Source organism: Gilliamella apicola (assembly GCF_003202915.1).
GTDB classification, from domain to species: Bacteria; Pseudomonadota; Gammaproteobacteria; order Enterobacterales; family Orbaceae; genus Gilliamella; species Gilliamella apicola_Q.
The window spans coordinates 561,782-574,572 of the sequence record NZ_QGLP01000004.1; the positions used below are offsets into that span (position 1 = coordinate 561,782).

The 12,791-nt window shown below is 32.5% G+C and carries 10 protein-coding genes; 8 read left to right on the forward strand and 2 right to left on the reverse strand.

Translation table 11 applies throughout. The annotated features are described in order from the left end of the window. Positions 1-156: 156 nt before the first annotated feature. Positions 157-5,097 carry an autotransporter outer membrane beta-barrel domain-containing protein gene (locus DKK79_RS04110; RefSeq protein ID WP_181415225.1) on the forward strand — a complete coding sequence of 1,647 codons (4,941 nt, stop codon included), beginning with the start codon at positions 157-159 and terminating at the stop codon, positions 5,095-5,097. Positions 5,098-5,191: 94 nt separating this feature from the next. Here DKK79_RS04110 and DKK79_RS04115 read toward each other — a convergent pair whose 3' ends face one another. Together DKK79_RS04115 and DKK79_RS04120 are read right to left on the reverse strand one after the other, a co-directional pair. After that, entirely contained in the window at positions 5,192-6,040 is an 849-nt protein-coding gene (locus DKK79_RS04115; protein ID WP_110422953.1) for an aldo/keto reductase, read from the reverse strand. A 451-nt stretch (positions 6,041-6,491) separates the two neighbouring features. Then, on the reverse strand, positions 6,492-7,400 hold the full coding sequence (locus DKK79_RS04120; protein WP_181415226.1) for an SIS domain-containing protein: 909 nt from the start codon (positions 7,398-7,400) through the stop codon (positions 6,492-6,494). 293 nt (positions 7,401-7,693) lie between these two features. Here DKK79_RS04120 and DKK79_RS04125 point away from each other — a divergent pair, with 293 nt between their 5' ends. From DKK79_RS04125 to lpcA, 7 genes are all read left to right on the forward strand, one after another. After that, positions 7,694-8,083: a PTS sugar transporter subunit IIA gene (locus DKK79_RS04125; protein WP_110422955.1), complete on the forward strand. Its 390-nt coding sequence runs from the start codon at positions 7,694-7,696 to the stop codon at positions 8,081-8,083. A gap of 17 nt (positions 8,084-8,100) precedes the next feature. Further along, positions 8,101-8,577, forward strand: a complete 477-nt coding sequence (locus tag DKK79_RS04130; protein ID WP_110422956.1) for a PTS system mannose/fructose/N-acetylgalactosamine-transporter subunit IIB — start codon at positions 8,101-8,103, stop codon at positions 8,575-8,577. A 15-nt stretch (positions 8,578-8,592) separates the two neighbouring features. Further along, positions 8,593-9,330 (forward strand): PTS mannose/fructose/sorbose/N-acetylgalactosamine transporter subunit IIC, encoded by a 738-nt coding sequence (locus tag DKK79_RS04135; protein WP_110422957.1) that lies wholly within the window; start codon positions 8,593-8,595, stop codon positions 9,328-9,330. Between the two features lie 51 nt (positions 9,331-9,381). Then, positions 9,382-10,206: a PTS system mannose/fructose/sorbose family transporter subunit IID gene (locus DKK79_RS04140; RefSeq protein ID WP_110422958.1), complete on the forward strand. Its 825-nt coding sequence runs from the start codon at positions 9,382-9,384 to the stop codon at positions 10,204-10,206. Between the two features lie 21 nt (positions 10,207-10,227). After that, positions 10,228-11,271 (forward strand): galactitol-1-phosphate 5-dehydrogenase, encoded by a 1,044-nt coding sequence (locus tag DKK79_RS04145; protein WP_110422959.1) that lies wholly within the window; start codon positions 10,228-10,230, stop codon positions 11,269-11,271. A gap of 180 nt (positions 11,272-11,451) precedes the next feature. Beyond that, positions 11,452-12,111 carry a D-allulose 6-phosphate 3-epimerase gene (alsE, locus tag DKK79_RS04150; protein WP_110423303.1) on the forward strand — a complete coding sequence of 220 codons (660 nt, stop codon included), beginning with the start codon at positions 11,452-11,454 and terminating at the stop codon, positions 12,109-12,111. A 57-nt stretch (positions 12,112-12,168) separates the two neighbouring features. Next, positions 12,169-12,747 (forward strand): D-sedoheptulose 7-phosphate isomerase, encoded by a 579-nt coding sequence (gene lpcA / locus DKK79_RS04155; protein ID WP_110422960.1) that lies wholly within the window; start codon positions 12,169-12,171, stop codon positions 12,745-12,747. Positions 12,748-12,791 lie beyond the last annotated feature (44 nt).

Here is a 12,791-nt window from a genome sequence, read left to right on the forward strand (position 1 = left end):
TAAGATTCCTGACAGTTCCACAATTAGTAATGATTTTTCTAACCTTTAATTCCCAAATGGACTAGGACTTATTAGTACTGTGTATTAATTCTTTATCTAATTTTTCCAATGAAGATGTTGTTTGACCAGCATAGATTTATTTCGGGAGAGAAAATAATGAATAAAGTATATAAGTTAGTTTGGAGTGTACGACGTCAAGCCTATATAGTGACATCAGAAAAATCGCAATCTAAAGGTAAATTATTCTTTATTAATTTATTATCAGTTGCCGGTTTATCATTAGCAATGATCCCTTTCAGTTATGCCCAATGTGATAGTTCATCGCTCAACAAATATTGTGGGAAAAATATTATTAATCAATACCCGAATAAAAATTCTGTTGGCAAACAATCACCAACTTTTATAAGTCAATTTTTGGCAATGACTAACTTTAGCAATTCTGTCGATTTACCTATATCTAACCATGTTGAGTCCAATGACGATGGTTATAACTATATGAGTGGTAATGATATCAATGATATCAATTTAAATCAGTCTGATGGAGAGGTCATTGGTGGTAAAAATGGAATCAATCTTGGCCATAATGGTTCTGGCTCTACAACGATTAATATTTCGGGTGATGTCACGGGTAAGCAAAATGATGGTTTACATGTGGTAAACTCAAATAACACTCATGATTTGAATATCATGGAACTTATTGATGCTAGTATCCATGGAAAATCAAATGGAATTAATGCGGTTAATTATGGTCATGGTACCACAACGATATCGACCATTGGCTCTGTGGTTGGTGATGATCTTGATGGTATTTTGGCTGTGAATGATGGAGATACTCAGGGATTGAATATAATTCAATCATCGGGTGATATTCATGGCAAAAAAAATGGTATTAATGCTGATAATAAAGGAAAAGGCAAATTAAATATTGAAACTAATGACAATGTCATTGGTGATGAGAAAGAAGGGATTAATGCAGCTAATGAACAAAATGCAGGCGATTTAACTATTTCGCAAGATCGTGGTTTAATTTCGGGCGAACTTAATGGAATCAAAGCAAATAATTTTGGTAATGGTTCAACTACTATCACGGTAGCCGGAAAAGTTGTCGGTAAACAAAATGACGGTCTTTTTGCCAATAACAATTCCAACACTCATGATTTAACCATCAGTCAGAAATCAGGTGAGATCAATGGTTTGGCAAACGGCATTAATGCTGTTAATAGTGGTAATGGTTCAACGATAGTCACAACGTCCGGTAAGATAGTGGCTAATCAAAGTACAGGGGTATCTATTACTAATTTTGCGAATACTCACAAATTAACCTTTAATCAGGTAGCAGGTTCCATTATAGGAAAAGGATCTGGTGTTGGTATTATTAATAATGGCAATGAAACAACGTCTATTTCTATTATGGGTGATATTGAAGGCCAACATCAAGAAGGTATGTCTGTATTTAGTGGGGTAAACACGACTGGTTTAAAGGTTGAACAGTCGAATGGTAATATCAAAGGGTTAAGTTATGGCATGATTCTAACTAATCAAGGTAATGGTTCAAGCGAAATTAACACTAATGGTACAGTGACAGGTTCTGGGGATGATGGGCTTCGTATAATCAATGGAACTAATACTCGTGATCTCATTATCAATCAAAATGGTGGCGCGATTTATGGTCAAAACACTGGTATCAATATTACCCATAGAGGTACTGGTTCTTCTAATGTAACTATCAAAGGTAATGTTACTGGCAATAATAATTCTGGCATTATAGCTGCTACTGACACTAATACCAAGGATATTACTATTTTTCAAGCATCAGGTGAAATTCATGGTACTACAGATGGTATTAATGTTAACCATAATGGAACAGGTTCAACAATTATCTCTACCACAGGCAGAGTGATTAGTGAAAATGGCAATGGTATCAAAGCCACGATTCAAACAAATACCCAAAATATTACAGCTAAACAAGAATCAGGGCGTATCCAAGGTGGTCTAAATGGAATTTCTCTAACAAATTATGGCACAGGGTCAACCACTGTTGATACCACTGGTGAAGTTATTGGTGTTCAGCATTATGGTATCTATATTAAAAACGATAGACACAGCCAAGAAGCAAGTGTCACTCAGTCTGGAGGAAGTATTCAAGGTAAATTAGACGGAATAAATATTGATAATAATGGAGTTAATACCACGACAATAACAGCAGATGGCGACATTATAGGCACTCAAAATAATGGTATTTTAGTAGTTAATAGTGAAAATACTCAAGGTATAACGGTTTCTCAGAACAGTGGCAATATTAAAGGTAACGCTTATGGGATTATTTTGTTTAATAGTGGTAAAAGTACTACGTCGGTAAGTGTTTCTGGTAACGTTATCGGCTCACAGAATGATGGAATAACTGTAGTAAATTATGAAAATACAAATGATATTAAAATTGATCAATTAGCTGGTAATATTCAAGGTAAGGAAAATGGAATAAATATAATCAGTACAGGTCAAGGTGCAACGAATATCACTACAAAAAGTAAAATAGTCGCTGAGGAGAAAGATGGGATTACCGCGGCAATTAGAGGCAATAGTAAGGAGATTAATATTATTCAAGCAGGAGGTGAAATCAATGCCAATAATTATGGATTCAATATATCTAATGATGGGCAACGTTCAACACTGATCAGTTTAGCGGGTAAAGTCGTAAGTAATAATGACAGTGTTTGGGTGAATAATGGCTCATATAGTTCTGATTTAATTATCGATCAAACTGAAGATAGTGAGATTATTGGGCAAACTAGTGGTTTTAATCTTACTAATAGTGGCCAAGGTGTAACTACTATTAACATTGCGGGTAAAGTTACGAGCAGAAATTTAGATGCCGTTATGGCGGGTAATGAGTTTAACACTAATGAGTTAATATTTAAGCAAACCACTAATAGTGTTATTCAAGGTGGAAATAATGGTGTAAATTTGGTAAATCGAGGTCAGCGCTCGACCGAGATTTTTATTGATGGCGATGTCTCTGGTATAGGTGGTTCTGGAATTGTTGCCGCTAATTATGGTAGCGCACAGGATCTATTATTGCAACAAACAAATGGGGTTATTAGTGGCTTTGATAAGGGGATTTCTGTATTCAATAATGCTAGTGGTAACACCAAAATTGATATATCAAGTAAAGTAATCGCCAACAATAGTACATCCGGAATAGCCATAAATAGCAATGGTCGAGAAGGGATTAAAACCTATATAAATCTGAATCAAGGTGCAGATGTTTCATCGGCTAGCGGTATTGCGATTAAAAATGATAAAACAGATTCTATAGTCTCTTTAAATGATGGTGCAAAAATCAGTGGTAAAATTGTACTTGGAACTGGTAATGATACTTTGTTTATTAATGAAGGTGCAGATATATCGCAACTGATTATGGTTGATGGCGGTAATAAATTTACTCGTGTTGCTGGCTCTTCAGATAATGATACGCTAAACTTAAATACGCATCTTATTGGATCATCCTCCTCTGATGGTTCGCTAAATAATGTGGCTATTTTGGGGTGGGAAAATATTAATTTGAGCGGTAGCGGTAAACTAACGTTAACGGGTAATTTAAATACTGATAATTTGACGCTTTATTCTGGTGCAATAGTTGAACTGCAATCAGGTTTGCACCAATCTATAATTACAGGTAACGTCAATAATGGAGGCTCAATTAATCTTAATAACGCTTTTGCAGGTGACCGTTTAACTGTTACAGGCGATTATATAGGCAATGGTGGTAAATTAATTTTTGATACTGTTCTTCAAGATAGTGATAGTGATACCGATCGCTTATTGGTAAATGGTAATGTTTCAGGCAACACATTAATACAAATCAATGATATTAATGGTTTAGGTGCTGATACAGGTAATACGAATGGTATTGAATTAATCCATGTTGGTGGTACCAGTAGTAATGATGCATTTAGAATGCAAACAGAACATTTAGATGTCGGTGCTTATGAATATTATTTACATAAAGGTGATATTAATAACCAAAATAATAACTGGTATTTACGTTCTTACTTGCCTCATAACCCGACGAATCCAACCAATCCGACTAATCCGACAGATCCAACCAATCCAACTATTGACCCAGAACCGGGCAAACCCGTATTCCAGATAACTTATCGTAAAGAGGTTCCGTTGTTTGGTGCTGTTGCAGCACAGCTTCGCCTTGCGGATAATATTATGCAGAGTAATTTGCACCAACGCATCGGTAATGTGGCATTGTTGAATTCACCAATAAGTTGGGGACGAATTATAACCAAGCGAGTGAATTTAAAACAAAATGGCATCGCTAATGCGCATAGCAAAGGAAACTATAGCGGTTTCCAATTAGGCAGTGATATTTGGCAGAATGATGATTGGCGAATTGGGGCCTATTTCGGTTATTTAAATGGTGATTTGAGTGTTGATGGTTTCGCTAGTGGTAAATATAAACGAGTAGGTAATAATGAGATAAATTCTTACTTTTTAGCTGCATATAGTACCTATATGCAGGATGATGGTAGTTATTTTGATATGGTTTTACAAGGAGTTCGTCATCGGGTTGATCTCAATCCAAATGGAAATAAAAATAGTAAACAAAAAGCTAAAGGTTTGAGCGCATCGATTGAAACTGGCAAACCTTTTGTTTTAATGGAGAGCAATTGGAAACTAGAGCCTCAAGCACAAATAATCCACCAATGGCTTGATTTAAAAGATAGTCATATCAGTGGTAAAACCACAGTAAAACATAGTGATAATAATAGTTGGTTATTCCGTTTTGGTGCAAGGTTAGAAGGTAATTATAAAACTGAAGATACTTTATTGCGCCCTTACGCACGAGTAAACCTTTTCTATTCTCCAAATGGTGCGGATCATGTTAAATTTGATTGTAAAAATGCTAGTAGCGAATTTAATAATGGGGGTAAATCTTTAAGTTCGGAATTAGCAATTGGTGGTAGTTATGAAATCAATAATCAAATCAATGTATATAGCGAAATAGGGCATACCTGGACTCATGGTGGTGATGCCAGAGTGAAAGCTCCTGTTAGTGCTTCTGTCGGCATACGAGCTAAATGGTAAATGTAAAAAAATCTCAATAAATTTGCAAAGCCGATATTGTATGCTAACTATCGGCTTTTTCTAGTTTTTTCTACATATAGTAACAATTTTAAAACTAAATATTTGGTCGGCGTTGAGTTAACCACTCTACAATGGCCGGATCGCTATGTGAAAAAAACGCACTGGTTGCTGTATCAATTGCGGTAATATCGATCATATCCTTATCTGATAGTTGAAAATCAAATAGATTAAAATTTTCCATCATACGTTCTTTTCTAACTGATTTAGCCAAACAGACAATTTGCCGTTGAATTAACCAACGTAAAATAATTTGCCCAACCGACTTATTATATTTTTTTCCAATTGCAGTTAAAATTGGATGATTGAAGATCTCATTCTTTCCTTCAGCAAATGGCGCCCATGCTTCCGGCTGAATAGTCTTACTTTGCATCCAAGGTGCAGCTTGTAATTGTTGATTAAAAGGGTTAACTTCAATTTGATTTACGGCCGGTTTTATTTTATTAAATGCCATTAAATCGGCTAAACGATCCGGCCTAAAATTACTAACACCAATTGCTCTGATTTTACCTTGCTCATAAAGTTCTTCCATCGCATGCCAAGCGCCATAAATATCACCAAAAGGTTGATGGATTAAATACAGATCAATATAGTCTAGTTGTAATAAATTTAAGGATTGCTCAAATTGGATTTTAGCACCTTCATAACTAGCCCGATTTAACCAAAGTTTAGTGGTGATAAACAGCTCATCTCGGTTAATTCCACTAACTCTAATCGCATCGCCTACTTGGCGTTCATTTTGATAGGCCGTTGCGGTATCAATCAGACGATAACCAACATCAATTGCATCCAATACCGCTTGCTGACACTGCTTTTCATCAATTTGATATACTCCAAATCCAACAATAGGCATTTCAATACCATTATTTAATTTTATCGTTTTCATCATCAGCACTTCTAGCATGAAGTTAATTGAAAATAACTAGTGTTATTATCTGGTTTAGGATTAATTATTAATCATTTTATTTAGTAAAGACAAGACAAATTCATTTTGGTCAAAATAGTTTTGTTACCTAATCAGCTTAAAAACCATTAGTAATGGTTTATTAATTATTTTTTAACTATTGGTTCAGATAAATCTTCGATAAATTATCTACGATTATCGGCAATCTAGCTAACTTTTTTAAAAATCCCTCAGGAAATTATCTATTTACTAAATTAGCTGTGATGAGGAGTGGTAATAAGTAATTTAATTCATATTTCCTTGTGGATGAGTTTAATCTTTTTAATCATAGTGATACTTAAACTTAGCATTCTGATATTTTTCGATTTTGTATCTGTTTTATATTCCATTATGATTGAAGATTTGTTTCACATTAAAAATTATTCTTATGTGTTTATAGATTTTTTTTATTCATATATTGTTTGTGGGTGGCGCTGTTACTCTCAATCGTATGGTTTAAATTTCTTAATAATAGACTAGGATTATTTTGTACTAACATTAAATAAATAATATCTAAAATGAATAATTGGCATATTCTGGCAAGTCCATTATGACCTTGTAGTGGATCTTTAAATACCGGGGAATATAAGATCAAATCAGATAATTTCTGTAATTTGGAGTTGATATTGCTGGTTATTCCGATAATTGTTGATTTATTTTTCTTGGCAATTTCAATTGAAGATATTAATTCTAACGAATTACCAGATGTTGAAATTACAATTATTAAGCTATTTGAATTTAAATGAGTAGAAGCTAATGACATTAAGTGAAAATCATTATAAGTTTCACTGTAAATACCTAGTCTTAGTAGCTTATGATTGAAATCAAGACAGATTGGATATGATCCACCTACGCCGAACAATAAAATTTTCTCTTTTTCCAAAATCAATTTTACAACTTCAGATATTTTTTTCTCATTTATTAGGGATATAGTCTCTTTTATTGAAGTAATCAAACTAAATTCGACATTTTTAATAATATTATTGAAAGGGTTTTCTTCAGTGATATTCAATTGTTGGTAATCATTAGTTTGAAAATAATTGAGCAACAATTTTTTTAATTCTTTAAATCCTGAACAGCCTAATTTTTTTGCAATTTTAACGATAAGTGATTTAGAAACATTTAGCGTATCGGCTATTTCTTTTATTGATGTATTTTCTACTAAATTTTTAGGGATAAAAAGCCAATTAATAATCACAATCTCAGTTCGATTTAATGTATTAATTAATAATTTAAGTTTAGCAATCTTCTTTAGTTCATCATCATTGTTCATAGTTATTTGAATTTTAAAGTTTAATCTCATAATTGGGATCATATCACATTACTTTTCTAATGTTTATTTAATATAAATAAAACTCAAAAGTTTATAATAATTATTTATTTTCGTGCAAAAATTACGTATTCATATTTTATTAAATAATAATTTTTACTATTAAAACATTAATAATTATCATAAAAATACAATAAATACAAATATTTATATTTTTAGTGGATTGAATAAGTGTGATTTTGATCTCAAAAGTAGAACATTAAAGTTTACATAATTATTTAAATGTATAAACTTTTTGGGTGAGCAATATGCTTTTGGAGAATTAAATGAAAAAGATTAAAACCATAATTATTACTCACGGTGATTTTGTTAATAATCTCATTAAAACATGTGAAATATTTTCAGGAACATTAATAGATACATTTGGAATTTCAGTTCAACTCGGAGATACGATTGAGAAGGTGACTAGCCAAATAGATGAAATCATAGTTAATAATAAAAATACTGAATTTGTAGTTTGCGTAGATATCTTAGGCGGTACTCCTTTTAATGCGGCTTGTTTAAGCAAAAGAAACAATGACAACATCCTAATAATCACAGGGGTTAATCTTCCCATTTTATTATTTTTATCCTTGGAAAAAGGCGCTTATTCAACGATTAACGAAATGAAAGAAGCTTTAATGTCGGTAGTAGAAAGCTCAATTAAATTTTTTTAAACAGCAGAGGTTAGCAAATGAGTGAAATTAGTTTAATAAGAATTGATGACAGGTTGATACATGGACAAGTAATGACTCGTTGGATTAAACATGTAGAAACTACAACAATTTTAATAATTGATGATGATTTAGTTAATGATGATTTTATGGTTTCTGTTTTAGAAATGTCAGTACCAAAAGGAATCAGCCTGAAAGTTGTCGATGTGAGTTCGGCTATAACTACTTTATCAACAGATGCAGATAATGAGAAATATTTAATATTAACTAAGGGGCCGAATCCATTATTAAAGCTTGTACAAAATAATATTCCTTTAAAAAATATAATTTTAGGTGGTATGGGCGTAAGTAATATACGTAAGAACTTTTATAGAAATTTAGCAGCTTCAGAAGAAGAGATGGCTTCCTTTAAAACTCTAATCCAATCGGGAATTTGTATTAAAATTCAAGCTATACCTAGCGATAAAGCGGTTAATCTTTCATCTATTATTAAATAATCATCAGGAGGATTTATGTTCGTTTCTGCAATATTAGTGTGTTTAATTGCAACTTTCAGTTGTTGGTGGTTTAGTCATTTGATTACCAGAACATGGATGTATCCAATTGTATCAGGTTTTTTAGTTGCATTAGCTTTAGGTGAACCTATAGAAGGTATGAAGGCCGCAGCATACATCAACTTAGCTTATTTAGGTTGGATGACTGTTGGCGGTACTATGCCGGGTAATTTACCAGTAGCCTCAGTTTTTGGTACGGCTATGACAATCTTGAGTAAAGCAAATCCATCTACAGCTGTTGTTTTCGCATTACCATTCTCATTATTAGGCATTCTTTCTTGGCAAGTATCTATGAGTATTAATGCAATATGGGTAAATAAAGCTGAGGCCTTTTTAAATAGGGGGAATATTACTGGTATGAGGATGATGAATTATGTTCCCTCATTTTTTGTAGCCCTAATCTTAAATGGTTTTCCTGCATTTATTCTTGTTTATTTTGGCGCGGAATATATGCAAGATTTTTTAAAACACATACCTAACCATCTAGTATCCGCATTTGAAGTTGTTGGTGGCATCATGCCTGCATTAGGTATTGCAATGTTGGTTTCATTCTTGGGCAAAAAACACTTAATGCCTTATTTCTTCTTAGGATTTTTTGTGGTTGCCTATCTGAAAATAGATATTATGGGATTAGCTATTTTTGCTGCTATTGCTGCTTTTATTATAAATATGCTCACTACAAAAAGAGAGAACTAAATAGGGCACTCTCAATGTCGTCAATATTTTGGCAAATTAAAGGATAATATTATGAGTAACCAAACTATTTTAACCAAAAAAGAATTATTAAAAACATGGGCTTTGAATTTTAGTTCAGAAGCGGCATATAACTATGAGCGATTACAAGCATTAGGTCAAGCAAATGCAATGGTGCCAGTTGTAAGAAAATTGTATCCTAATGATAAAAACAAACAATGTGAAGAATTAAAAAAATACTTAACCTTCTTTAACACCGAACCTTCCTTTTGTGGTTTGGGGATCACTGGAATAACTGTAGCTATGGAGGAAGCTAGGGCGAAAGATGGTGATGTATCTCCTGAGTCAATTGCTTCAATTCGATCAGGCCTTATGGGACCTGTCGCAGGTATAGGAGATACTCTTCAAGCAATCATATACTCAATTCTAGCCGCCGTTGCCTGTAATATGGCTGTTGAAGGTAATATTCTAGGCCCCATTTTATTTGAAATTTTCTATAAAGTGATAATGATTGTTATTAGTCTGAATATGTTTTTCATTGGATATAGGAAGGGTAAATCATTTATTTTAGATATCCTCAAAAAAGGAATGATGGATAAGCTAACAGATATGTTTGGTTTAATCGGTTTGATGGTTGTTGGTGGAATGGCGGCATCTAGAGTAGCGGTTTATACCCCTTTAAAAATTGAAGTTGGTAAAATCACCATCTCTTTCCAAGAGCTCCTTAATACTTTAATTCCTTGTTTAATCCCATTATTACTAACATTAGGCGTTTTACACATGGTTAATAAAAAAATTAAACCTAATACCATGATATTAATAATTTTTGTTGTAGGGATTGTCGGTTTTTATACAAATATTTTGAACGTTATCAAATAAGAATTTATTGAGGAGAAATTTATGGAAGTATTAGCTTTAACAGCGCTCGGTCAATTGGAGTATCAGGATCGGTCCATACCAAATCCTAACGCTCAAGAAGTTTTGGTAAAAATTAAAGCAGCGGGAATATGTGGTTCGGATATTCCAAGAACATTTACAACGGGCGCTTACCACTTTCCTTTAGTGTTAGGGCATGAGTTTTCTGGTGTGATAGAAAAAGTAGGGGATGGTGTAGATAGCTCTATTATAGGAAAGAAAGTAGCTATATTTCCATTAATACCTTGCAATAAATGCACCTTTTGTGCCGAAAAATATTATGCAAGATGTACTAATTATAGTTATTTTGGTTCAAGACGAGACGGTGCTTTCTCTGAATATGTTGTTGTTCCAACATTTAACTTAATTTTTTTAGAAGATGATGCTGATGTTGTTGCATCAGCAATGATAGAACCGGCAGCTGTCGCTTTGCATGCTATAAGAAATGCTCATTTAGATCTCAATGATAATGTCGTTATTTATGGTGCCGGTCCGATAGGTATTATGATTGCTCGATGGGCATATTTGTATGGAGCTAATAAAGTTTTTTTAATTGATATTGATCAAAGGAAAATAGATTTCTGTTCATCGCTAGGTTTCAAATATGTTTGCAATTCAAAAACCGAAGATCCTATTAAATGGATAATGGAACATACCAACGGTATAGGCGGAAATGTATGCATAGAAGGTACAGGATTTAGTGATGGAATTAATAATACATTGATGTCATGTGCAATTATGGGAAAAGTTATTATATTGGGAAATCCTCATGAAAATATCACTATTACTAGAAAAACTTACGATAGCTTTATGCGTAAAGAAGCTACTTTAAAAGGAACATTTAATTCTGTTTATAAAAAATATCCTCACGATGAATGGTCTGAAGCTGCACAGGCAATATATGAAGGAAGATTAAAAGTAGATGATTTAATTTCTCATAAAGTAAATCTCAAAAAATTGAAAGATATGTTTTATATCATAAAAGAAGGTAAAGAGTTTACTTGTAAAGTAATGTGCGTAAACAATTAATTAATAATGTCTTTATGTAAACTAGTTATTAATAAGAGTATTTCTACAGTTAAAGCGTAAATTTTCTAAAAATTTGAAACAAACACCTAAATTATTTTTTTCACTACTTGCTAATTTACGTTAATTCAAATTTTTATGTTTACTATAGAGTGAGGTTTGTAGTTGATGAACAATAAAAAAATAATGATAGCACCATCATTAATGTGCATGGATTTAACAAAATTTACAGAACAATTGACTTTTTTGGATGAAAGAATTGATTACTATCATGTTGATATAATGGATGGACATTTTGTACCCAATCTAACATTAAGTCCTTTTTTTGTTAGTGAAGTAAAAAAAATCGTAGAAAAACCAATTGATTGCCATTTAATGGTAACTGACCCGATTAATTATATCGATGAGTTGGAGGCGAGAGGCGCCAATATTATATCTTTACAAGTTGAAACTTTGGAGGGATGTGCTTTTCGTATAATTGAAAAAATAAAAAAACATGGTTTGAAATGCGGCTTAGTCTTTAATCCCAACTCTTCGTTAGAATTAGCTAAATACTATATAAATTATGCTGATTTCATAACAATTATGACAGTAGATCCTGGATTTGCAGGACAACCGTTTATTGAAAATATGTTATTTAAAATAAAAGAGTTTAAAGAGTATAAAGACAATAACAATTTAAACTATGTAATATCAATAGATGGCGGATGTAGCCATAAAACCTTTAATAAATTATTAAATGCTGGCGCTGAATCATTAATATTAGGATCTTCCGGTTTGTTTAACTACGATACCGACATTAAAAAAGCTTGGGAAATAATGAATTCTTACTTACTAAATTAGGTTAAGTTTATCCATTTGAGAAAAGTTACCAAAATACAAAATAAGGTAGTTGAAAAGATGTATATTGAAAAAATAAAAGCTGAATTGGAACAATCATCTGTTGTTCTAAATACATTTATGAATAATGACACAAATTTACTTTTAGTTGAAGAAGCTGCTTTGGTAGTCGCTAATGCATTTAAATCAAAAAAGAAAGTTTTATCGTGTGGTAATGGAGGATCTCATTGTGACGCAATGCATTTTGCTGAAGAATTAACTGGTAGATATCGTGAAAATAGATCTGCTTATCCAGCTATTGCAATTTCTGATGTGAGCCATATATCCTGCGTGGCTAATGATTTTGGTTATAACTATATCTTTTCTAGATACATTGAAGGCATTGGTCAAGAAGGAGATGTACTTGTATGTTTTTCAGGATCTGGTAATTCAATAAACATTATTGAGGCGATGAAAACAGCAAAAGAAAAAGGTTTAAAGATTATTGCATTAACGGGTAATGATGGTGGATTAATGTCTTCTTATGCTGATATAGAGATTAGAATTCCTCACCATGGTTATGCAGATAGAATTCAAGAAATACATATTAAAATTATTCATATTTTAATAATGTTAATCGAGCTGGAAATAAGCAAATAAATTGGCTTATGATTAAATTATTATTTATTATGGTTGGGCACACG

Coding starts and splice junctions, on each gene's coding strand:
- DKK79_RS04140 (WP_110422958.1), top strand. CDS start 9,382: ATGAGTAACCAAACTATTTTAACCAAAAAAGAATTATTAAAAACATGG.
- lpcA (WP_110422960.1), top strand. CDS start 12,169: ATGTATATTGAAAAAATAAAAGCTGAATTGGAACAATCATCTGTTGTT.
- DKK79_RS04135 (WP_110422957.1), top strand. CDS start 8,593: ATGTTCGTTTCTGCAATATTAGTGTGTTTAATTGCAACTTTCAGTTGT.
- DKK79_RS04145 (WP_110422959.1), top strand. CDS start 10,228: ATGGAAGTATTAGCTTTAACAGCGCTCGGTCAATTGGAGTATCAGGAT.
- DKK79_RS04120 (WP_181415226.1), bottom strand. CDS start 7,400: ATGAGATTAAACTTTAAAATTCAAATAACTATGAACAATGATGATGAA.
- DKK79_RS04110 (WP_181415225.1), top strand. CDS start 157: ATGAATAAAGTATATAAGTTAGTTTGGAGTGTACGACGTCAAGCCTAT.
- DKK79_RS04125 (WP_110422955.1), top strand. CDS start 7,694: ATGAAAAAGATTAAAACCATAATTATTACTCACGGTGATTTTGTTAAT.
- DKK79_RS04130 (WP_110422956.1), top strand. CDS start 8,101: ATGAGTGAAATTAGTTTAATAAGAATTGATGACAGGTTGATACATGGA.
- DKK79_RS04115 (WP_110422953.1), bottom strand. CDS start 6,040: ATGAAAACGATAAAATTAAATAATGGTATTGAAATGCCTATTGTTGGA.